Source organism: Methylocella silvestris (genome assembly GCF_002891535.1).
Lineage (GTDB): Bacteria > Pseudomonadota > Alphaproteobacteria > Rhizobiales > Beijerinckiaceae > Methylocapsa > Methylocapsa silvestris_A.
Genome location: NZ_PDZR01000002.1, coordinates 38,948 through 60,530 on the forward strand (window position 1 = coordinate 38,948; position 21,583 = coordinate 60,530).

18 protein-coding genes are annotated in these 21,583 nt (G+C 63.7%); 12 read left to right on the plus strand and 6 right to left on the minus strand.

The features are described 5' to 3' along the window. Nucleotides 1–46: 46 nt before the first annotated feature. Complete coding sequence (locus CR492_RS03685; protein WP_102842396.1) at nt 47–337, minus strand: hypothetical protein; 291 nt, start codon at nt 335–337, stop codon at nt 47–49. A 114-nt stretch (nt 338–451) separates the two neighbouring features. Between CR492_RS03685 and CR492_RS03690 the strand changes: the two genes are divergently transcribed. The 4 genes from CR492_RS03690 (at nt 452) to CR492_RS03705 (ending at nt 4,664) form a co-directional block, all read left to right on the plus strand. Beyond that, nucleotides 452–1,342, plus strand: a complete 891-nt coding sequence (locus CR492_RS03690) for a DUF6502 family protein (RefSeq protein WP_102842397.1) — start codon at nt 452–454, stop codon at nt 1,340–1,342. Next, entirely contained in the window at nt 1,339–2,643 is a 1,305-nt protein-coding gene (locus CR492_RS21330) for a DUF5666 domain-containing protein (RefSeq protein WP_102842398.1), read from the plus strand. Before CR492_RS03690 ends, CR492_RS21330 begins: the two co-directional genes overlap by 4 nt. A 75-nt stretch (nt 2,644–2,718) precedes the next feature. After that, complete coding sequence (locus CR492_RS03700) at nt 2,719–3,699, plus strand: D-2-hydroxyacid dehydrogenase family protein (protein WP_102842547.1); 981 nt, start codon at nt 2,719–2,721, stop codon at nt 3,697–3,699. A 107-nt stretch (nt 3,700–3,806) separates the two neighbouring features. Then, nucleotides 3,807–4,664, plus strand: a complete 858-nt coding sequence (locus CR492_RS03705) for a dienelactone hydrolase family protein (protein WP_102842399.1) — start codon at nt 3,807–3,809, stop codon at nt 4,662–4,664. A gap of 15 nt (nt 4,665–4,679) precedes the next feature. Here the strand turns inward: CR492_RS03705 and CR492_RS03710 are convergent, their stop codons facing one another. After that, nucleotides 4,680–6,290, minus strand: a complete 1,611-nt coding sequence (locus CR492_RS03710) for an alpha-amylase family glycosyl hydrolase (protein WP_102842400.1) — start codon at nt 6,288–6,290, stop codon at nt 4,680–4,682. A gap of 58 nt (nt 6,291–6,348) precedes the next feature. Between CR492_RS03710 and CR492_RS03715 the strand changes: the two genes are divergently transcribed. Further along, nucleotides 6,349–6,927, plus strand: a complete 579-nt coding sequence (locus CR492_RS03715) for a GNAT family N-acetyltransferase (RefSeq protein WP_102842401.1) — start codon at nt 6,349–6,351, stop codon at nt 6,925–6,927. 39 nt (nt 6,928–6,966) lie between these two features. Here the strand turns inward: CR492_RS03715 and CR492_RS03720 are convergent, their stop codons facing one another. After that, entirely contained in the window at nt 6,967–7,455 is a 489-nt protein-coding gene (locus CR492_RS03720) for a MarR family winged helix-turn-helix transcriptional regulator (RefSeq protein ID WP_102842402.1), read from the minus strand. Between the two features lie 60 nt (nt 7,456–7,515). Here CR492_RS03720 and CR492_RS03725 point away from each other — a divergent pair, with 60 nt between their 5' ends. After that, nucleotides 7,516–8,490: a quinone oxidoreductase family protein gene (locus CR492_RS03725; protein WP_102842403.1), complete on the plus strand. Its 975-nt coding sequence runs from the start codon at nt 7,516–7,518 to the stop codon at nt 8,488–8,490. A gap of 20 nt (nt 8,491–8,510) precedes the next feature. Here the strand turns inward: CR492_RS03725 and CR492_RS03730 are convergent, their stop codons facing one another. Further along, a complete protein-coding gene (locus tag CR492_RS03730) occupies nt 8,511–10,853 on the minus strand; it encodes an Orn/Lys/Arg decarboxylase N-terminal domain-containing protein (protein ID WP_102842404.1) in 2,343 nt (780 codons plus the stop codon). 278 nt (nt 10,854–11,131) lie between these two features. On the opposite strand from CR492_RS03730, the gene CR492_RS03735 reads away from it, so the two are divergent. Together CR492_RS03735 and CR492_RS03740 are read left to right on the plus strand one after the other, a co-directional pair. After that, complete coding sequence (locus CR492_RS03735; protein ID WP_102842548.1) at nt 11,132–12,829, plus strand: DEAD/DEAH box helicase; 1,698 nt, start codon at nt 11,132–11,134, stop codon at nt 12,827–12,829. A gap of 2 nt (nt 12,830–12,831) precedes the next feature. Further along, nucleotides 12,832–13,332 (plus strand): YaiI/YqxD family protein, encoded by a 501-nt coding sequence (locus tag CR492_RS03740; protein WP_102842405.1) that lies wholly within the window; start codon nt 12,832–12,834, stop codon nt 13,330–13,332. Between the two features lie 108 nt (nt 13,333–13,440). Here CR492_RS03740 and CR492_RS03745 read toward each other — a convergent pair whose 3' ends face one another. Further along, on the minus strand, nt 13,441–13,710 hold the full coding sequence (locus tag CR492_RS03745) for a hypothetical protein (protein WP_102842406.1): 270 nt from the start codon (nt 13,708–13,710) through the stop codon (nt 13,441–13,443). A gap of 483 nt (nt 13,711–14,193) precedes the next feature. On the opposite strand from CR492_RS03745, the gene CR492_RS03750 reads away from it, so the two are divergent. Continuing rightward, nucleotides 14,194–14,652 (plus strand): NUDIX hydrolase, encoded by a 459-nt coding sequence (locus tag CR492_RS03750; protein WP_245411961.1) that lies wholly within the window; start codon nt 14,194–14,196, stop codon nt 14,650–14,652. Between the two features lie 11 nt (nt 14,653–14,663). Here the strand turns inward: CR492_RS03750 and CR492_RS03755 are convergent, their stop codons facing one another. After that, nucleotides 14,664–15,101 carry a phosphatase PAP2 family protein gene (locus CR492_RS03755; protein WP_245411950.1) on the minus strand — a complete coding sequence of 146 codons (438 nt, stop codon included), beginning with the start codon at nt 15,099–15,101 and terminating at the stop codon, nt 14,664–14,666. 721 nt (nt 15,102–15,822) lie between these two features. On the opposite strand from CR492_RS03755, the gene CR492_RS03765 reads away from it, so the two are divergent. The 3 genes from CR492_RS03765 (at nt 15,823) to CR492_RS03775 (ending at nt 21,582) form a co-directional block, all read left to right on the plus strand. Further along, nucleotides 15,823–18,414 (plus strand): PAS domain S-box protein, encoded by a 2,592-nt coding sequence (locus tag CR492_RS03765; protein WP_180982411.1) that lies wholly within the window; start codon nt 15,823–15,825, stop codon nt 18,412–18,414. Nucleotides 18,415–18,490: 76 nt separating this feature from the next. After that, complete coding sequence (locus CR492_RS03770) at nt 18,491–18,769, plus strand: hypothetical protein (protein WP_102842411.1); 279 nt, start codon at nt 18,491–18,493, stop codon at nt 18,767–18,769. A 305-nt stretch (nt 18,770–19,074) separates the two neighbouring features. Next, entirely contained in the window at nt 19,075–21,582 is a 2,508-nt protein-coding gene (locus CR492_RS03775; RefSeq protein ID WP_102842412.1) for a glycogen/starch/alpha-glucan phosphorylase, read from the plus strand. The last annotated feature ends 1 nt before the right edge of the window (nt 21,583 follow it).

A 21,583-nucleotide genomic window follows, 5' to 3' on the forward strand; every position in this document is an offset into this window, starting at 1 on the left:
CTGCGCCAGTCGTCGCATCGGCAAATTCAGGAACGAGCTTCGGGGGTCAGGGCTTCGGGGAGGCCGGACGGTCGAGCTGGATCGCGCCATAGGGCGATGTCGCGGAAATCTCGATCGGCCAGGCGCGGGCGGCCTGCAACTGCGCCTCGCTGTGCCGGGCGGCGATCGCCAGCGGCAGGATGAGGCTGGTGCAGACAGCGGCAAAGACGAGCGCGCGACAGAGCGCCTTCCCATACGGAGAGGCCTCCGAGCCGCCGTTGGCGCGCGATTGCGCGCGCCCGGCGAGCAGCCTTCTAATTTCTCTCTTGCGGGCGAAAGTGGAAAGAGCGCCAAACATGTCGGCTCCTCGGATGTGGGAAAATGTCTGACCCGCAAGCTACGTGGGTAAATTTCCCACGTCAAGTCCTTTGTGGGATTGTATCCCACGCTTGTTTCCGCCATATCTGTGGCGATGGACGCCCCGAACCTCCCTCCTCCCAGCCCCGACCGGCTTCAGTCGCCGATCGCCCGCTTGCTGCGGCCGCTCGTGCGGCTGTTCATCCGGAGCGGGATGACGTTTCCCGGCGTGGCCGATCTCCTGCGCGAGCTTTATGTCAATGTCGCCGAACATGATTTCGCGCTGCCGGACAAGGAGCAGACCGACAGCCGGGTGAGCCTGCTGACGGGCATCCACCGCAAGGAGGTCCGCCGCCTCCGAGGCGCCGGCGCGCCAATCTCGACAACGCCGGCCTCGGTCTCCCGCACAAGCGCCATCATTGCGCGCTGGCTGGCGGCGCCCGAATTCACGGACGTCGAGGGGCGCCCGCTGCCGCTCGCCCGCCTCTCGGACCAGGGCGCAACGCCATCTTTCGAAACGCTGGTCGCCTCCGTCACGCGCGACGTGCGGCCCCGCGCCGTGCTCGACGAATGGCTCGACCGAAAAATCGTCGCCATCGACGCCGATGGATGCGTTGTCCTCGCCGAGGGCGCCTTCGTGCCGCAGCGCGGCGCGGATGAGCAGCTTTATTATCTCGGCCGCAATCTGCACGATCATGTGGCGGCGGCGGTCGCCAATGTGCTGGAAGGGCCGCGCTTTTTCGAGCGCGCCGTGCACTACGATGGTCTTTCGGAATCGCTCGCCGAAACCCTTGAAAAAAGCTCGCGCGACATCGCGACGGGGGCCCTGCAGGAAGCCAATCGACAGGCCCACAAGGCGTGCGAATCCGATCCTGGCGGCGATCATCGCTGGATCATGGGAATCTATGTCTACCGCGAGGAAAATCCGGCGGCCGCCGGTCAGCCGGAGTCGATGAAGGCGACAACGACAAGCAAGTCCAAACCGCCGGGAAAGACGCCGTCGTGAGCCGATCGCCGGTCTTCAGCCGCAGGGATTTCTTCGCTGTTCTTGCAGCGCTCCCCGGCTGCGCCGGATTCGCCGCGCGCCTCATCGCCGACCCGCGCGATCAAGGCATCGGCGGTACAGGCGCGAGCTTCGCGCCCGACGAGAAAGAAAGCGACCGCGGCATTGGCGGCACCGGCGTGATCGGCACCATTCGAAAGTTCGGCAGCATCATCGTCAATGATCTGCGCATCGCCTATCCGAAGGACGCGATCGTTCGGATCGACGGCGAGACGGCGAGCGCGAGCCAGCTTAAGATCGGCCATGTCGTTCGGATCGTCGCTCTCGATGTTGGCGGTCAATTGTCGACGCGCCGCATCAACGTGACCAGCGAGGCCGTCGGCCGCATCGAATCCGCCGACGCCAACAAGCTGACCGTTCTCGGCCAGAAAGTCGCGCTATCTGGTCTGCCGAAGACCGCGCGGCGCACATGGAAAGTCGGCGATCATATTGCGGTGAGCGGTCTGCGGCGTCCCGACGGCGTCATCGCCGCAAGCCTCATTGAGCCGCGCGCATCCGATCTGCAGCAGGTTGCAGGTCCGATCGACGTCGCCGCGGACGGAACGCCGACCATCGGCGGGCTGAAGCTCGCCAATCTCGATCCCACTCTCGTCGGACAGCGCGCGGTGCTGCGCGGCGCATTGGCCGGCGGGTCCTTCAAGGTGACGGAAGGCCGCGACGAAGCCATGCTGCTCGGCGGCGTCCGGAAACTTTCGGTGGAAGCCTATGTCGAGCGCACCCGCGACGGGCTTCGCCTCGGCTCCGGCCTTCCGGTCCAAGGCGATGACGACGCCTTGCCGTTCGGCCGCCCGGTGCGCGCCATCTTGACGACCGCGCGCGACGGCGCGGACTGGCGGCTTCATTCGGTTCGCCTGGACCATGGCGGTATGCCATTCGGCGGCCCGAACGGGCCCCCGGGCGGCGGTGGTTCGGCGCCGGGGCCGCGCGGAGGTTCCTTCGGGACGCCTCCGCAGGGCGGCGCGCACAACGCGCATCCGGGGGCGGATCCGGGCTCACCTAACAAATTCTTCCCCTCTGGCGCCCCATCCAGCCCATCCGGTCCGCCAGGTTCTCCGCCGCCCTCCCCCGGCGGGTTCGGTGGTCCGGGGAGCTTCGGCAGCCAGGGTCCGGGGGGCTTTGGCGGCCAAGGTCCGGGCGGATTTGGCGGCGATGGAGGTTTCGGCGCCCCCGGGAGCGGAGGCAATCCCGGCGGCGGTAATCCCGGAGGCGGCTTCGGCGGCTTTGGTGGGGGCGGACGGCGCTAAAATCATCGCCGCACCTTTTCGGTTTCGGCGCTACAAGGTTACGCCGCGCCCGAACGCGAAAGGATGATATTCCAGATGAACACTGCCGAGCCGACGCCCGCCATCGCCGTTCTCGACGACTATCAGAACGTGGCGTTGGAGATGGCTGACTGGACGCGCGTCAAAGAGCGCGCCGCCATCACCGTCTTCAACGATCATCTCGCTGATCCCGAGGCCGTCGCCTCGCGGCTCGCGCCATTCGACATTCTCTGCGTAATGCGCGAGCGAACGCCCCTTCCGCGCGCGATGCTCGAACGCCTGCCGCGGCTGAAGCTGATAGTGACGACTGGCCGCCGCAACGCCTCGATCGACGTCGCTGCTGCGTCCGAGCGCGGGATCGTCGTCGCGCACACCGGCTATTCCTCGGCGCCGACCATCGAATTCGCCTTCGCGCTCATTTTGGCGAGCGTGCGCAACATTGCATCCGAGAACGCCTCGCTCCACGCGGGCGGCTGGCAGCGCTCGCTTGGCGGCTCGCTGCGCGGCGCGACATTAGGCGTGATGGGCCTTGGCAATATTGGCGCAGAGATCGCCCGCCTCGGCCTCGCATTCGGCATGAAGATCATCGCCTGGAGTCAGAATCTGACCGCTGAGCGCACGGCCGCAGCGGGCGCGACGCTCGTCTCAAAAACGGCGCTGTTCGAACAGGCGGACATCCTCTCGATCCATCTCGTTCTCAGCACCCGCACGAGGGGCCTTATCGGCGCGCAGGAACTGGCCCTGATGAAACCGACGGCGCGCCTCGTCAACAGCTCTCGCGGGCCGATCGTCGACGAGGCGGCGCTGATCGCGGCGCTGCGCGAAGGAAAAATCGCCGGAGCCGCGATCGATGTCTTTGATTGCGAGCCCTTGCCGCAGGACCATCCGTTCCGGACGCTCGCCAATGTGCTGGCGACGCCGCATATCGGCTATGTCTCTGAAGATATGTATCGCGTTTTTTACCGCGATACGGTCGAAAACATCATCGCCTATCTCGACGGCAGGCCGCCGCCGTTTCTGCTCACGCCCGGAGGATAGGCTGCGTGAATTTGCGCTGCGCCGCCATGTGCGCTTTCTCACGGACAGGGCGGGGAAAGCCAAATGGAGTGGCGGCTTGGCGTTTTGCTCTGGGGGAAGCTAAGCCCATGCGCACGAAGGTCCTGCCCGCCGCCGCCGCGGCCGTCGGCGTCTCTCTTCTCGGCTCGATCGCGGCTATGGCCGGGGCGCCCGAACAGATCTCCTTTCGCGGAGGCGACGGCGCGCTACAGGGCTGGCTCTATGCGCCGGTGGGCGCTGGCGCGCATCCGGCCGTCGTCGCCTTGCATGGATGCGCCGGATTGACCGACAAAAGCGGCGCGCCAAGCGCACGCCACGCCGACTGGGGCCAGCGCCTCGCCGCCGCCGGCTTTGTGGTGTTGTTTCCCGACAGTTTTGCCTCGCGCGGGCTTGGACCACAATGCAAGGAGAGCAATCGCGAGGCGAGAGCCAGCCGCGAGCGGGTCGCCGACGCCGAGGACGCCTTGCGCTTTCTTGCCGGACGACAGGACGTCGATCCGCGCTCGATCTTCCTCATCGGCTGGTCGAACGGCGGCTCCTCGACGCTTTATGCGGTCCAGCCGAAACACGGAGCCGATGGCGTCGATTTCGCGCGCGCCGTGGCTTTTTATCCCGGCTGCCGCACGCCGCTCGAAACGGGCCGGTGGAAAACGCGCATGCCGCTCTTGATCCTGATCGGCGGCGCGGACGACTGGACGCCGGCAGCGCCCTGCGTCGATCTCGCGGCGCAGGCAAAAGCGCAAGGCGAGGATGTAGAGACCGTGGTTTATCCCGACGCCTATCACGACTTCGACCATCCGGGACTTGCGGTGCATGTCGTCGACGGCCTTGCCTACACCGCTTCCGGCGCCGGCAGCGCGCATACGGGAACCAATCCCGCGGCGCGTATGGAGGCGATCAACCGCGTCGCCAGCTTTTTCGGCTTCGGACGGTTTCCGGCGCATTGAACAGCGGATGCGCGCTCAGCCCAAAACCTCGATCACGACGCCCTCATCCGGCCTCAGACCTAGCTCTTGATCGAACGTCTCGCCAGTGCGGTCGCAATAGGTCGAGATCGCCACGCGAAACGATGAGCCAATGGAATCGAGCCGCCGAAGCCTCGGCGCGGCGCCGAGATTGAGCGCGACGATCGTGCGTTCTTCGCCGGACCGGCGTTCAAAGACAAGCACATCACTGCCGCTCTCAACAAGACGCCAGGAGCCGAGCGACAGCGAGCGATGCGCGCGGCGATAGTCGAGCAGCATGCGCGTCAGATTAAGCAGCGATGCGGGGTCCTTCTCAAAGCGCTCGACGTTCCGCTCGGACCAGTCCGGCGTCAGCGGCAGCCAGGGTTCACCGGTCGAGAAGCCGGCGTTGGCGCTGCGATTCCATTGCATGGGCGTGCGCACCGAATCGCGCCCCACGGGAAGCGAAGGTTCGCGCAGGGCCCAGGGATCGCGGATGCGAGGCGGAGGAATGTCGACATGGCCGATCCCGAGCTCATCGCCATAATAGAGCGTCGGCGTGCCGCGCAGGGTCAGGAGCAGCATGGTCGCGACGCGCGCCTGGGCGTCGACGCGCGTTGCGACGCGCGGCCGATCATGGTTGCTAAGAACCCAGTTCGGCCACGCGCCCTCCGGCAACAGGGCTTCATAGGAGGCGATCATCGCGCCGAGCGATTCAGCCTCCCAGCGCGTTTCGAGAAGCTGAAAATTGAACGGCAGATGCGCGCCGGAAAGCGCCGCGCCGTAATAGGCGACGAGGCGCTCGACGGGCAGATAGATTTCGCCGATCAGCAAGGGATCGCCGTATTCGGCGAGCACGCCGCGCATTTCGGCGATCAGCGGATGAATATCGGCCTGATCGCCGGAATAGAGCTGCTCCAGCTCCTCGATCTGCGGGCGAAGCGGCGTCCAATGAGGATTAACCGGATTGTCGCGCAGCGCTTCGTCCTTCATCAACTGAGAAATGACGTCGACGCGGAAACCGTCGACGCCGCGCCGCAGCCAGAACCGCAGCACATCGAACATCGCCGCCTTGACGTTCGGGTTACGCCAGTTGAGGTCGGGCTGTTGCGGCAGAAAGGCATGATAATAATATTGGCCCCGAACCGGATCGAAGCTCCAGGCTGGGCCGCCAAAATGGCTGCGCCAATTGTTGGGCGGACCGCCGGAGGAGGCGCCGTCGCGCCAGATATACCAGTCGCTCTTGTCGTCCCGCCTTTGCCGGCTCGCCTCGAACCATTCATGTTCGATCGAGGTGTGGTTCGGTACGAAATCCAGCACGATCTTCAGGCCGCGCCAATGCGCGTCCGCCAGAAGAAGATCGAAATCCTGAAGCGAACCAAATATCGGATCGACGTCGCAATAGTTCGAGACGTCGTAGCCGAAATCATGCATCGGCGAGGGATAGAACGGCGAAATCCAGATGGCGTCGACGCCAAGACTGACGAGATAATCCAGGCGGCGCCGGATCCCTTCGAGATCGCCTACCCCGTCGCCGCCCGAATCCTGGAACGAGCGCGGATAGATCTGATAGATTACGCCGGCGCGCCACCAGGCGCCGGATGTCGCGGGGGCGGCGGCGTTCGTCATAAAATCTTCATCTCCCGATGCTCGAACGGTTGCGCGTCCCGTGCCGGAAACCTCAATCATGCTCGATCAGCCGTCCCGGATCATCGTGCGCCACTCGACCGAAGTCGACGTGCCCGCCATGGTCGAAATTTATGCCTATCATGTCCAAAACGGCCTTGGCGACTATCAGGCCGAGCCGCTGCGCGACGATGATCTGAAGCGCCGGCGCAAGGCTATGCTGAAACGCCGCCTGCCGCATATCGTTGCCGAACTTGGCGGCGCGGTCGTCGGTTACGCCTATGCCGTGCCCTTTTTGAAAAGGCCGGCCTATCGCTACGCGGTCAAGCATTCGATCTATGTGCACAAGGATCATCTTCACGCCGGCGTTGGCCGCATGCTGCTGCCGGTGCTGATCGAGGCCTGCGCAGCGGCAGGGTTTCGCCAGATGATCTGCTATGTCGACAGCGCCAATGCGCCGTCGCTCCGCCTGCACGATTCGACAGGCTTCGAGCGCATGGGCGTCCTGAAGTCGGTCGGCTTCAAATTCGGACGCTGGACCGACACTGTGCTGCTGCAGCGGCAGCTTGGCGACGGCGCCGCCTCGCCGCCGGCCGCACTCGACAGTCCGGGCGAGTACGCCGCGCCGGCGGCCGGTTGAGCCGACCGCTGCGATCAAAACTTCTAAATATGTTTCGATTTATGGATTGGCTGGCGGATCAGCCTTCAAAGCATCGGCGAATTTGCGCATAAGACGCACCAGCTCGTCGATGTCGCGCGCATCCCAACTCTCGAAGATGGCGCAGCCGATCCTCTCGCGCGCGGCGTCGACGAGGTCAGTCATGGCCTTGCCTTTCGGAGTGATGGCGGCCTCGCGCACGCGGCGGTCAGCGGCGCTTGCCTGCCGCTCCACCAGACCGAGGCTTTCAAGCTTCGCCACCTGACGGCTGACGGTGGTGTAGTCGCGTCCCACACGGTCGGCCATCTCCACCACGCCGATCGGCCCGAACCGCTCGATGCCAACGAGCAGCGGGAACAGCGCCCGGTCGAGGGGAATCCCAGCCTCCCTGATCAGCGCCTCGTCGCGCTGCGGCCGGTTCATGGCGCCGACGATATCAAGGACTGATCCGTGAAGCTGCCGGAGCTTGTCGCTTATATGTGTATTATGCACTTTCTTTCTTGACGGCATCGTCGACTCCCACATATATGCATTATACACATATATGTGGAATCTAAAAGGAAGACCCCGATGAAAGCCGCAATCGTTCGGAAAGCCGGGCAAACGCCCGTCTATGGGGATTTCCCGGAGCCGGCGCCGACCGCGGGCGAGAGCCGTATCGCCGTGACAGCGGCCGCCATCAGCCATGTCGTCAAAAGCCGCGCTTCCGGAGCGCATTATAGCTCATCCGGTGACTTCCCCTTTGTCGCTGGCGTCGACGGCGTGGGACGTCTCGAAGATGGAAGCCGGGTCTATTTCATCCTGCCGCGAGCGCCCTACGGCAGCATGGCGGAGTGGACAGTGGGGCCTTCGGCGCAATGTTTGGCGCTCCCTGACGGGTTGGATGACGCCACGGCCGCAGCCATCGCCAATCCCGGCATGTCGTCCTTCGCCGCCTACACCGAGCGCGCCAGACTCAAAGCCGGCGAGACTGTGCTGATCAACGGCGCTGCCGGAACAGCGGGGCGCCTCGCCGTGCAGATCGCCAAGTATCTCGGGGCAAAGAAAGTCATTGCGACCGGCCGCAATGCGGACGCTCTGCGTTCGGTCGCGGCCCTCGGGGCGGATGTGACCATCCCGCTCGTCGAGAGCGAGACAGCCCTCGAAAACAGTTTCAAGGAACAATTTGCCGAAGGCGTTGATGTCGTCATCGACTATCTATGGGGAAAGAGCGCCGAGCTTCTTCTAATCGCCGGCGCCAAAGCCGGAGCGGATGGTACGCCGATCCGCTTCGTTCAGGTTGGGTCCGCGAGCGGGCCGGACATAACGCTGCCAAGCGCCGCGTTGCGCTCGTCTGCGATCGAACTGATGGGCAGCGGCCTCGGCAGCATTCCGCTCGAACGCCTTCTCCAAGCCATCGCCGCGTTGCTGCGAGCGACTCAGGCCGGCGGCTTCGAAATCGCGTTCAAAGCCATCCCCTTGTCGGAGGTGGAACAGGCGTGGCTCACCGATGACAGCGCCAGGCGCACCGTGTTCACCGTGGAACAGCGCAGCGTCGTGATGTAATTCATCGTCTTCGACGCGCGTTATTCGCGCGCCACATAGGTATAGAATCGCACATGTCCATCGGCCTCGATCTCGCGATAGAGGCCCTGGATCTCCGCTTCAAATCCCGGAAACAGATTGGCGCTGCGCTCAAACATTTTAAGATAGTCGAGCATTGGCGAATTTTGCGCGGCGATGCGCTCGCCTGGCACCATCGTCGCGATGCCCGGCGGATAAACGACGAACAGCGTCGTCGCGATCCGGCCGGGGAGCTTGTCGAGCGGCAGATAATCGACTTTGTTGCGCACCATCAGCCGCACAGCCTCCTGCGGCGCCATCGCCATTTCCGGCAAATTCTCCGGGGCGAACTGCGCCTTCTGCAATTTGCTGACGCCGCAGCTTTTGTAGAAGGCATGCATCTCGCCACAGAGATCGCGCAGCCGCATGGTCTTGTAGCGAAGAGGCCGCGCCGCAACGAATTCCGGAATGACGTCGATCAGCCGCGCATTGTCGTCATGCAGCCTCTTGAAGGCGACTAGCGCGCTAAGGAGCGTCCATGCCTTGCTCGACTGGACGCCCGGCGTCAGCAGGAACAGCAGCGAATTGAGATCGTTCTTTTCCGCGACGATGCGGTTTTCGCGCAGATATTGCGCGACGACGGGCGCCGGAATTCCATGCGCCTCATAGGCGCCTGTCGCACGGTCGAAGCCCGGCGTCAGAATCGTCAGCTTCAGCGGATCGGTGATCGCGAAATTGTCCGCAACATGCGTAAACCCATGCCAGGCGACGCCAGGCGCAAGCTCCCAATAGCGCGCGTTGGAGGCGAGTTCTTCGGTCGAAACATCCTCCCAGGCCATCTCGCCGCCGCCGCCCGGCAGGCTGACCTTGTCGGCCACGAAAGCGTCGAAAAACCATTTGCGCGACGGATCCTGTTCCTTGACGTCCAATTCGCGGCGCACGGCGCGGATTTTCTTGCGCAGCTCGATTCCGAGCCGGATGGTGTCGTCCCACAGCACTTCGCCGGAACGCCCCTTCATCATCTGTGCGCCGACGTCGAGCGAGGCGAACAGCGGATAGAACGGCGAGGTCGAGGCGTACAGCAGAAAGGATTCATTGAAACGGCGGTGGCCGACATAGCGGTCCTGCCCGCGCAGATGACTGTCCTTCACATGAATCTGCGAGGCCTGCGAAAAACTCGCAAGCTGCTTATGCGTCGATTGCGTTGCGATGACGCCAGGAGACTCGGGTCCAAGTCCGCGCAGTCCCATAGCGAATCTGTTGGCGAAGAGCGGGTGGAATTTCATAAAGCCGGCCCAGGCCTCATCGAACAGGATGTAGTCGCACAGCGGGCCGATCGCCTCGAAGATCATCTGCGCATTGTAGATTGTGCCGTCATAGGTGCATTGCTCGATCACCGCCGCTCGGAACGGACGCTCCTTGCGCCAGGCGTCCTTGTCCTTCACCAGAGGGTTGTCGCGGATCTTCTCCCTGATCCGCTCCGCATTCAGCGCCTCCGGGTAGATCGGCCCGATCAGCCCATAGGCGTTGCGGTCGGTCTCGAGAAAAATCGGCACGCCGCCGGCGATCGTCAAGGCGCCGTGATGCGCCGCCTTGTGGTTGTTGCGGTCGAACAACACGAGATCGCCTTCGGCGACGAGCGCGGACAGCACGATCTTGTTTGAGGACGAAGTGCCATTGAGAACGAAATAGGTCTTTTCCGCGCCAAAGATGGCTGCGGCTTCCTTCTGGGCGCGCAGCGCCGGGCCTTCATGCGTCAGAAGATCGCCAAGCTCCAGCACCGAATTATCGAGATCGTCGCGAAACACGGCTTCGCCGAGATGCTCGACGAAGATGCGCCCGATCGGACTGCGGCTGTAGAAAATCCCGCCATTGTGGCCGGGGCAGGTCCACAGCTGATTGCCCTCATTGGCATAATCGACAAGCGCGCCGAAAAACGGCGTCTTCAGCGTGTCGGCATATTGGCGCAGGCGGCTGACGAGATTCTTGGCGATGAATTCCGGCGTCTCTTCGGCAAGAAACACATAACCGTCAATGTAATCCAGCACCTCAACCGGGATCTCCTCGAAATGACGGCGGCGGACAAGAATGACGATCGGCATTTCAAGGCCGCGGCGGCGCATCAAATTGATCAGCGCCGGGACTTTGCCCTCAAATCCTTTCTTGCCCCAGTCGATCACCATGCAGCCGATCGCGGCGTCGGTCTGTACGGCGATCTCGGCGTCTTCCGTGCGTCTTGCCCGGATGACTTCAACGCCGACGCTTTCGATCGCCGTGATGATTTGTTGCAGACGCTGCCCTTCGAGATCCTTCTCGTCGAAGGCCGGGGCGCACACGAGGAAGGTAAAACGCCTGTAAAAATCCATGGACCCAGCTCTTCGCCGATGCTTCGCGAAGGCTTTGATAGCAGAGCCGGGCCGTCCGCGTCGCGGCAAAAGGCGCTGCCGGAGCCGTCATAATTACGTCATTTCAATAGGGTGCGCCGCTCTCTTGCGCTCGGCAAAGGGCAAGCGCGCGCGGAAGCGGCCGGGCCGATTGGCGCGGAAGACGAATTCGCGCTATGTCAAGCGAGCCGCAAAACGCGGCCGCGCTCCGCCCGCAGTCGACGCAGCAGCGGCGCCCCTTGCCAAGGATATCTCAAAACTTGCCTTTCCAATCATCGAACCCGGCGCTGGCGCGCGCGCTCGCCGAACGCAATTACGATCAGGCGACCGACGTGCAGACGGCGACGCTTGAGCCCGCCGCCGCCGGGCGCGACCTGCTTGTCTCGGCGCAGACGGGCTCGGGCAAGACCGTCGCTTATGGTCTCGCCATCGCCGAGGATCTCTTCGCCGGCGCCCCGGCGCTCGGCGCCGCCGGCGAACCGCTCGCGCTGATCATCACGCCGACGCGCGAGCTTGCGCTGCAGGTGCAGCGCGAACTCGAATGGCTTTATCAATACGCCGGCGCCCGTGTGATCTCCTGCGTCGGCGGCATGGAGCCGCGGCGCGAGCGGCGCGATCTGGCCGCGGGCGCGCATATCGTCGTCGGCACGCCCGGACGCCTGCGCGATCATATCGAACGCGGCGCGCTGATCGTCTCGCGCCTGAAGGCGGTGGTGCTCGACGAAGCCGACGAGATGCTCGATCTCGGCTTTCGCGAGGATCTCGAATTCATCCTCCAAACGACGCCGCCCGAACGCCGCACCCTGTTGTTTTCCGCAACTATTCCGAAGGGCATCGCGACGCTCGCCAAACGCTTTCAGAAGAACGCGCTGCGCATCGAGGTCGCCGGCAAGGAACGCGGCCACGCCGACATCGAATATCGGGCGATGCGCGTCGCGCCGAACGAGATTGAGCACGCCGTCGTCAATGTGCTGCGCGTGATCGATCCGCCGGGAGCGATTGTTTTCTGCAATACCCGCGAAGCGGTCCGCCATCTGCACGCCTTTCTGGTCGAGCGCGGCTTTTCGGCGGCTCTGCTGTCGGGCGAACTCAGCCAGAACGAGCGCAACCATGCGTTGCAAGCCTTGCGCGATGGCCGGGCGCGGGTCTGCGTCGCGACCGACGTCGCCGCGCGCGGCATCGACTTGCCGGGCCTCGCGCTGGTCATTCATGCCGATCTTCCGCATGACGCCGAAATTCTGCAGCATCGCAGCGGCCGCACCGGGCGCGCCGGGCGAAAGGGAATCAGCATCATTCTCGTGCCCGCCGCGCGCAAGCGACGCGCCGAGCGCCTGCTGATGGAAGCCGGGTTGCGGCCGACCTGGAGCGGCCCGCCGACCGCCGAGGAAATCCGCCGGCTCGATCACGAGCGCCTGCTGCGCGATCCGCTGCTTGACCAACCGATCGGCGACGAGGATGCCGAAATCGCCCGGGCGCTTTTGGACGAGCGCTCGCCGGAAGCGATCGCCGCCGCCCTCGCCCGCCTGTTGCGCGCGCGCCTGCCGGCGGCCGAGGAAGTTCAAGATCCGGGCGAAGGCGCTCGAAGCCGGCCCTTGCGCGAGGGCGGCCCCCAACGGCCGCAGCGCGAAAGCGAAGGCGGCGTCTGGTTCAAGCTCGACATCGGCGCGCAGAAAAAGGCCGATCCGAAATGGCTGCTGCCGATGCTTTGTCGTCGTGGCGACGTGACCAAGCAGGACATCGGAGCAATCCGAATTTTCGATCGGGAAACCTGGTTTGAAGTCGCCGAACCCGCCGCGAAACAATTTTTCGCCAATGTGCAGCGTCAAGGCGGCGGCCACGGCAAGGATCAAGATGCGATCCGGATCGACCTGGCGGATGGCGCACCCCAGCCAGGCGCCTATGGCGGACCATCGCGCGGCGCGCCGCCCTCGCGCCGAACGAATCGTACAAAGGCCTGAGCGTGACGGACGGCGGCGCGACCGACGGCGCCTCTCCGCAAACCATTGAAATTTTCGTTGACGCCGACGCCTGCCCGGTGAAGGCCGAGATCTACCGCGTGGCGCAACGGACAGGCGCCGTGAATGTATTTGTCGTCGCCAACAGTTTTATCTCTGTTCCGCGCGACCCGGCGATCCAGCGCATCGTCGTCGACGCTGCGCCCGACGCCGCCGACGACTGGATTGCCGCCCGGGCAAGACCCGGAGCGATCGTCGTCACCGCCGATATTCTGCTGGCCAGCCGATGCGTCAAAGCCGGAGCCGACGTCATTTCGCCGACAGGCAAAGCCTTGACCGAGGCAAGGATGGGTCTTGTTCTAGCAACGCGAAACCTTCTTGACGATCTGCGGTCGCAAGGCGAGATCACCGGCGGGCCAAAGCCGTTTTCACCAAGGGATCGCTCTGCATTTCTGTCTGCGCTGGATCTCGCCATCGTCCGGCTGAGACGGCGCGGCTTCGCGTAAACGCGCTCAAAGTATGGAGCATGAGGCCGACTCTCCGGCCGGCCCCATACTCCGAATTTTGCGATCATTTAAGAGATGCTGGACCGATGCGGTCCAGATCCTCGCGGTCTATTGCGGCGGCTTTTCGTTGGAATTCATGTTCGACTTCGGCATTTCGCCGCTCTGCGCCCCCGGCTTGGCCGGAATTCCCGGCGCTCCGCCGCCAGCAGGCGTCAGCTGATCTTCCGCCGACCGGCCTTCCTGCTTCTGGACGGCGGTGCTTGGCTGAACGTTCTGGCCCGCCGCGGAGCCCGACGAGGTTCCCGCCGATTCCGCAAGGGCGGCCCCGGCGAACAGCAGCGGAGCAGCGGCGAGGGCAAGCAGTAAGCGTTTCGACATTTATTCCTCCCGTTTTCGTTGAACGGGGCTTTAACCGGACCCTGTCGATTAGGTTCCACGGTCAAAAGCGCGGCTTGCAGGCGGAGCAGCATCGTCATTCGCAGCTTGTGCGAATGACGCTTATTCCACTAGACGGATAGCCGGCAGGTCGAAACTGTCATATCAGGGTGATATAATTCACGCAATTAATGCAAACTGGTCCGATCGGATTGATTCGACCGATCGGGGCTCAAGCTTTACGCGCGGGCGGGCCGCGCCGCCAAGGGCGCGTGCTTGGCGTCAGGATGCTATGGCCAAGATCAGCTCGTTCAACGTTCCGGATTGAACGTTAGGCGAGATCGAACGTTTAAGGCGGCGGAGAATGGCGCCTGAATTTATTGAAACATCCCTTTCCGTCCAACTCGCCAAGGCGAAGATTGAGGTGGCCTCCGATTGCGCAAACCCCCGGCAAGGAAACCCTCGCCTGTCAGCCTTCAGTACGGCGTGCTGCCATATCGGTTCACTCAGGCTGGATCGCTCGAAGTTCTCTTGATCACGACGCGGCGGAGCAAACGATGGATCGTTCCCAAAGGTGATCCGATCAAGGGACTGAATCCGGCAAGATCCGCAGCGCGCGAAGCGTTCGAAGAGGCGGGGGTTCGCGGGTCGGTTGCGGACAAACCCTTCGGATCGTTTCGTTTCCATAAGACTCTTGAGGGCGCCCCGAGCTTGCTTTGCCATGTCAGGATCTATCCCTTGCTCGTCAAGGAGCAGATGCGTGACTGGCCAGAAGCGCAGCAGCGGGACTTGTGCTGGTTCGAGCCCGCCGAAGCGCAGAAAGCCGTCAATGACAGGGGGCTTCAGGAGCTGATCGCCCGCTTCGCCGAAAAGATTGAGGCGAAAGCGACGCGCAGCAGGAAATCGGCTGTGGCGACAGCCTCGGCGCCGGCCGGATCGCCGTGACGCGACGTCATCTAGACGGCGAGCGCCCAGACCGATAGCGGATAAGATAGGATAAAGCCAAACGCCGCCCCGGCGCAGATGTCGCTTGGATAATGATGGCCCGTGGCGATTCGCGCCCAGCCCATCAGAAGCAGCAGCGCCAGCGCGGCAGGAAGGCAGTCGGGCCAGGCGAGCACAATCGGCACAAGGACGCCGCAGAGGGTCATGGCGTGGCCGCTCGGAAAGGAATGTTCGTCAAGAACGCCCGACAGCGACAAAACCCGCGCATCCATACGAAAAGGCCGCGGCCGGCCGATCATGCGCTTGATGAGCGGATAGAGGCAGTGCAGCAGCCCCGCGTTGAGGCCGGCGGCCAGGATCACCCGCCCCCCCTTGCTGCCGAAATGTTCGACGATCATCAAGGCTAGAATCGGGTAAATCCAGCCGTTGCCAAGCCTGCTGATCAGCACGGCTGAGGTTCTGCCGACCCGCCATCGCGCCGAGCGGGAAAAGAATCGGACGGCGCCGAGGTCTGCCGAAGACAGCCGCTGCTTGGAGACGGCCCAAATGCGCCCGCCACGGCCGCCTTGGCGCGGAAGCGGTCGCGCCGGCGCTTCGGCTACGCGTTCGCCCTTCGCGCCGTCTGCGTCGAGCCGATCAGCCGTTGAGGCTTTTTCCGTCATGCGCGGCAATGTTTTGTTCCTTCGAGACCGCCGGCCCCATCATACGGGCCGGTCGCCGTCTCAACCAAGCACAACAATTTGACAATTTGATTGCCGCATGCAGGCGCAGCCTGCGACAGGTTCGCCGAGGCCGGCGGCCGTCGTCAAGCTCATCCGCTTCGAAGCCAAAGCACTTCAATTTTTTTGTCGTCACGTTTTTTAACGCGGAATTGCGCGAGGCATGACGCAAAGCGCAAAGCTGCGCGAGAAAAACTCCTTTTTTACCAAGCGCCTGTTTTCCGGCCGATTTCGGCGCCCGAGAGCGCTTTCCGACCACATTGAGACATGTGATCCGCAAGAAATCGCTCTACATCAATAAGTTGGAGCTTGTCCTTATCGTCCAGATGATTCCATCTGAACGGGACATGCTCTAAAATCGGTTTTCGGACTGCATTGGCTGCGTTTCGATCCAATTCGAGGATTCGTCGCAGTCCGCGACGGCGGTTCGCCGTCCATGAGAGGGACTGCCTTGTCCGCCGCAAGCGCCACCGAGATCGTAAGCTACATCATGGTCGGCCTCACCGCGCAGGGGAAGATCGCAAGCTGGGACGCGGCTGCGGAAGCTTTGACAGGGTTCGCGGCGCAGGACGTCACTGGCGGCGATATCGAACGCCTTCTCGTGGCCCCGACGCCTGAGTCGCATCGTGCGATCGCCGCCCTGCGCGCCGGGTTCGCCGCCCGATTCGGCTCCCTCATTCGCTGCAAGGACGGCGGCTTCGTCGCGGTTGAGATCGAAGCGAAAGCCCGCGGCGACGCGCCGGGCGCGATTTCGCTTCGCGATCTGACCGCCGAACGGCTTGCCGCCGGCGCCTCCCGCCACGCTGCGGAGAGGCTGAAACTCGCTCTCGGCGCGGCCGCGATCGGCGCGTATGAGATCGACCTTTCGACGCAGCGCTATCAGCTCGACGGGCGGGCCGCCGCAATGTGGGGCCGCGATCCGGGCGAATCTGTTTGTTTCGCCACGCTCGCCGATCAGGTGCTCGACGAGGATCGGCCGTCCGCCGAAGCGGCGCTCGCCGCCGCCAGCGATCCCGCCGGCGACGGCTCCTATGCGACTGAATTCCGCATTCGCCGGCACAGCGATGGCGTCTTGCGCTGGCTGTCGCTGCGCGGACGCACCTTTTTCGAGAACGGGCGGCCGGTCAGCCGCATCGGCGTGATGCTCGACGTCACGCAGAACAGGCGCCTTGAAGAAGACAACGCCCATCTCGCCGCTATCGTCGAAACCACCGGCGACGCAATCTACAGCCTGACGCTCGACGGGGCCGTGAAGAGCTGGAACCCCGCCGCCGAACGGATGTTCGGCGTCGCGTCGCAGGAGATGATCGGCAAGGCAGAGACGGCGCTGACCCCGGCGGAGTTGCAAGGCGAGGCCGGGACCCTTTTCGATGCGGCAAAGGCGGGCGCTATCGTGCGCCGCGAGACAAAACGCCTGCGCCGCGACGGATCGTCCTTCGATGTCCTTTTGAGCATCGCGCCGATGCGCGGCCGCAACGGCGAGACCGTCGCCGCCATTTCGGTGCTGGCGCGGGATATCTCCCATGAGAAGCGCGTGCTGGCGCAGCTCGAGCAGGCAAATGCGCGGATGGCGCAGCAGACCGCCGAGCTCGATGCGGTGTTTGAGGCGTTGAATGTTCCAGTGACGGTGTTCAACCGCGATGTTGCGATCGCCCGCACCAACGCTGCCGCCAGAGCCGTCTGGGGCGTCACCCCGGATATGCCACAGCCGCTCCCGTTCGAGGAAGTCGCCGCTCAGCTCAGCGTGCGCAATTCCGCAGGCGAGACAATCGACCCCGCCGCCCTGTCGGCCCGCCGCGCTCTCGCCGGCGAAAGCGTCGCGGCGCAGCATTACCAGATCACCTCGCCGAGCGGCCTGAAACATGATTTCGAGGCGGCGGAGCTGCCGCTGATCGTCGATGGCGCAATCACTGGCGCCGTCGCCGTCTGGCACGACGTCACGGAGGCGCGCCGGCGCGACGACCAAGCCTCGATCCTTTTGCGCGAACTGTCGCACAGATCGAAGAATCTTCTCTCGGTCATCGAATCGATCCTGCGCCAGTCGGCCAAGGGAAGCGTTTCGAAGGATGATTTCGTCGCCCGCTTCAGCGACCGTCTGCGCGCCCTCGCCAGTTCGCACGATCTGCTTGCCAAGACCAATTCGCTGAGCGTGTCGATGACCGATCTCATTTTTTCGCAGGTCGGCCATCACTGGGAGCCCGGCCAGCGCCGCATCGTGCTTAGCGGCCTCGGCGTCAGGCTGAAGCCGGATGCGGCGCAGATGATCGGCATGGCCCTGCATGAGCTTTCGACCAACGCCGCGAAATATGGCGCGCTGTCGAATGCGACCGGCCGCGTCTCGATTGGCTGGCGCGTCGATCATGAGGTGGAATCCGAACCGATGTTCGTTCTGAACTGGGTCGAACGCGGCGGGCCGCCAGTGCAGGCGCCCGAGCGCGCGGGGTTCGGGACGACCGTCATCCAGCGGGTCGCGGGTCAGTCCCTGCGCGGGACCGCGAGCCTCGCCTATCCCGAGGAAGGCGTCGCATGGACGCTGCGCGCGCCGCGCTCGTCGGTGATCGACGCGACCCAGCAGGACGCGCCCCGCGCGGAGCGCATCAGATCGCCCGCGCTCGAAAAACTGCAGGCCCTCTGGATCAATCTTTACCGCGACGGCAAGCTCCCCCGTCTTGATGATCTGGCCATCGACGAGATCGAGCCGCAGGACCATCTCATCGTCGCCGACGTCGATAATGCGATCAATCCGCCAGCCGTGCATTTCGTGTCGATCGGCAAGGCGCTGGTGGAGCGCATGGGCCTCAGGCGCGAATGCCAGGACATCGAAGTCTCCGAGACCGAAATCCTTGGCTCGGAGGACGGCGCCTACCGCCGCTGCATCCGCTCCGCGCGGCCGGCGTATGAATATGCCTATTTCAACCTCACGCAGGGCCGATCGTTCTTTTTCGAGCGGCTGCTGCTGCCGCTCTCCGACGACGGCCAGAGCATCTCCCGCATCATTGGCATGGCGAGCTTTGACGACAGCGCCTCCGCCGGAGCGAACTAAATCGCGGCGGATTTCGTGGCGGCCACGTGAACCCCACGGCGATGACGGCGTTGCGCTTGGCGAAAGAGAGGTCGAAATGTTTGCCTTTACATCAATCGATATCCTCAGAAATGCGGCGTTAGCCGGAGCCCTCGCCGCCGGCGTCGTGGTTGGCCTCGCGGCGGGGCCGGCAGAGGCAAGACCCGGCTGCCTCAAGGGCGCGCTCGTCGGCGGCGTCGCCGGGCATTTCGTCGGCCATGGCGTTCTCGGCGCGGCGGCGGGCTGCGCCTATGGCTCGCACGAGCGACATAAATACGATCGCCAACAGAATGACGAAGGGCGCTCGTCCTACGCGCCGCGGCACAATCCATATTGAAATCAAGAGACGAGAGAGCGGGCCGGGATGGCTGCGCTCTTCTCGAAACAGCCGTCCCTCCTAAATCTTAGGCAATGTGCCGCAGCGTGCGGCGAGAGACGCCAAACGGGCCGTCCCTCCAGCGGAACCTTGCCCGCAAGTTAGCGCCTGGATTTCCGGGAAGGTTCGGCTTTATCGCCCTTCGCCCATGGTCTAGCATGGCGCTTCGACCAAATGATCGCGAAGCGCGCAGCATGGCCCGCGCTTTGCTCCACAGCTGGTCCGCAGCGCTGTAACGACCTGCGCAGGAAGGGAGCGCCGCTCAGATGGATGGACAGGCCGATGCCTCGCTTGTGACGAATGTGGAGGCGACCGCCGCTGGGGCGGCGCCGGCGGTGACGGAAGTCGCCGAAATCCGTGACCGCATCCTCGAAAAGCTCAAACATTCGGTCAGCAAGAACGTCGCCTCGGCGACGCCGCACGACTGGTTCATCGCGACCGCGCTCAGCGTGCGCGACAAGATCGTCGAAAGCTGGCTCAACTCGATCGACAACGCCAAGAAGACCGGACGCAAGCGGGTCTATTACCTCAGCCTTGAATTCCTTATCGGCCGTCTGCTGATCGACGCCCTGACCAATATGGAGCTGATCGACCAGACACGCGCCGCGCTCGCCGAACTCGGAGTGGATCTCGAAACCCTGCGCGAGATCGAGCCGGACGCGGCGCTGGGCAACGGCGGCCTCGGCCGACTCGCCGCGTGCTTCATGGAAAGCATGGCGACGCTTTCAATCGCCGCCTATGGCTATGGCATCCGCTACGATCACGGCCTGTTCCGTCAGCGCATCAAGGACGGCCGTCAGCTCGAATATCCGGAAGACTGGCTCTCCTATGGCAATCCGTGGGAGTTCCAGCGGCGCGAACTCGTCTATGGAATCGGCTTCGGCGGCCATATCGAGACGCAGACGCTGCCGGACGGCGAATTGAAGCAAGTCTGGATGCCCGGCGAGACGGTTGAAGCGCTCGCCTATGACACGCCGATCGCGGGGTGGCGCGGCGCGCATATCAACACGCTGCGGCTGTGGGCCGCGCGCGCCGCCGATCCGCTGCGGCTCGACATGTTCAACAGCGGCGATCATGTCGGCGCCCTGATGGACCGGGTTCGCGCCGAATCGATCTCCAAAGTGCTCTATCCCGGCGATACCAGCCCGGCCGGGCAGGAGCTGCGCCTAAGGCAAGAATATTTCTTCGCATCGGCCTCGCTACAGGACCTCGTGCGGCGGCACCTGTCCTTGTTCGGAGACATCCGCACCCTTGCCGACAAGGCCGCCATTCAGCTCAACGACACCCATCCGGCGATCGCCGTCGCCGAACTGATGCATATACTGGTCGATCGCCACGACATCCCCTGGGATGAGGCTTGGGGGATCACCAAGGCGACGTTCAGCTACACCAACCACACCCTGCTTCCCGAAGCCCTCGAAACCTGGCCGGTGCCGCTCATGGAGCGGCTGCTGCCGCGTCATATGCAGATCATCTATCTCATCAATGCGCTCCACCTTGAAAAGGTCGGCAAGGGGCCCGATGCCAGCGGCGCGCGGCTCGCAGCGCTTTCGCTGATCGACGAATCGCATGGACGGCGCGTGCGCATGGGACATCTCGCCTTCCTCGGCTCGCATAAGGTCAATGGCGTCTCGGCGCTGCATTCCGACCTGATGAAGACGACCGTTTTCCGCGATCTTGAATCCGTTGAACCCGGCAAGATCACCAACAAGACCAATGGCATCACCTTCCGCCGCTGGCTCAAGGAGGCCAATCCCGCGCTCACCTCGTTGCTGACCGAGGTCGTCGGAGATACGCTTCTTGACGACGCCACAATCCTCGAGAAAGTCGCGCCCTACGCCGATGACGCCGCCTTCACGGAACGTTATGCGGCGATCCGGCGCGCCAATAAGGTTGCGCTCAGCGCCCTCGTTCGTGACCGGCTCGGCGTCAAGCTCGATCCAGACGCCCTGTTCGACGTGCATATCAAGCGTATTCACGAATATAAGAGACAGATTCTCAATATTCTCGAGACGGTGGCGATCTTCGAGGAAATTCGCGCTCAGCCTTTCCGCGAGTGGATTCCGCGCGTGAAGATTTTCGCCGGCAAGGCGGCGGCGAGCTACACAACGGCCAAGCTGATCATTCAGCTCGCCAATGACGTCGGCAAGGTGGTCAACTCGGATCCGACGGTGCGCGGACTGCTCAAGGTCGTGTTCCTGCCGAACTACAATGTGAGCCTCGCCGAACGCATCATTCCCGCCGCTGATCTCTCCGAGCAGATCTCGACTGCGGGAATGGAGGCCTCTGGAACCGGCAATATGAAGTTCGCGTTGAACGGAGCGTTGACGATCGGAACTCTCGACGGGGCCAATGTCGAGATCCTCGAAAGAGTCGGCGCGCCGAATATCTTCATCTTCGGACTGACGGCGGATCAAGTTGAAGCCAAAAGGACGCAGGGCATCAGCGGTCAGGAGGCGATCGCCAAGTCGCAGCGCCTGTCCGAGGCGCTGGAGTCGATCGCCTCGGGAGTGTTCTCGCCGGAGCAGCCGGATCGATACCGCCCGCTGGTTGACGCCCTGACCTACAATGACTTCTTCCTGGTGACCGCCGACTTCGACAGCTACTACAATATGCAGCGCGACGTCTTCAGGCGCTGGCGCGATAAAAAGAGCTGGTGGCGCTCCGCTGTCATCAACACGTCAAACATGGGGTGGTTCTCTTCGGACAGGACCATCACGGAATATGCGCAGGAGATATGGAACGTTCCAACGACGCCGCCCGGACGCCACTGAC

Coding starts and splice junctions, on each gene's coding strand:
- CR492_RS03685 (WP_102842396.1), bottom strand. CDS start 337: ATGTTTGGCGCTCTTTCCACTTTCGCCCGCAAGAGAGAAATTAGAAGG.
- CR492_RS03690 (WP_102842397.1), top strand. CDS start 452: ATGGACGCCCCGAACCTCCCTCCTCCCAGCCCCGACCGGCTTCAGTCG.
- CR492_RS03700 (WP_102842547.1), top strand. CDS start 2,719: ATGAACACTGCCGAGCCGACGCCCGCCATCGCCGTTCTCGACGACTAT.
- CR492_RS03705 (WP_102842399.1), top strand. CDS start 3,807: ATGCGCACGAAGGTCCTGCCCGCCGCCGCCGCGGCCGTCGGCGTCTCT.
- CR492_RS03710 (WP_102842400.1), bottom strand. CDS start 6,290: ATGACGAACGCCGCCGCCCCCGCGACATCCGGCGCCTGGTGGCGCGCC.
- CR492_RS03715 (WP_102842401.1), top strand. CDS start 6,349: ATGCTCGATCAGCCGTCCCGGATCATCGTGCGCCACTCGACCGAAGTC.
- CR492_RS03720 (WP_102842402.1), bottom strand. CDS start 7,455: ATGCCGTCAAGAAAGAAAGTGCATAATACACATATAAGCGACAAGCTC.
- CR492_RS03725 (WP_102842403.1), top strand. CDS start 7,516: ATGAAAGCCGCAATCGTTCGGAAAGCCGGGCAAACGCCCGTCTATGGG.
- CR492_RS03730 (WP_102842404.1), bottom strand. CDS start 10,853: ATGGATTTTTACAGGCGTTTTACCTTCCTCGTGTGCGCCCCGGCCTTC.
- CR492_RS03745 (WP_102842406.1), bottom strand. CDS start 13,710: ATGTCGAAACGCTTACTGCTTGCCCTCGCCGCTGCTCCGCTGCTGTTC.
- CR492_RS03770 (WP_102842411.1), top strand. CDS start 18,491: ATGTTTGCCTTTACATCAATCGATATCCTCAGAAATGCGGCGTTAGCC.
- CR492_RS03775 (WP_102842412.1), top strand. CDS start 19,075: ATGGATGGACAGGCCGATGCCTCGCTTGTGACGAATGTGGAGGCGACC.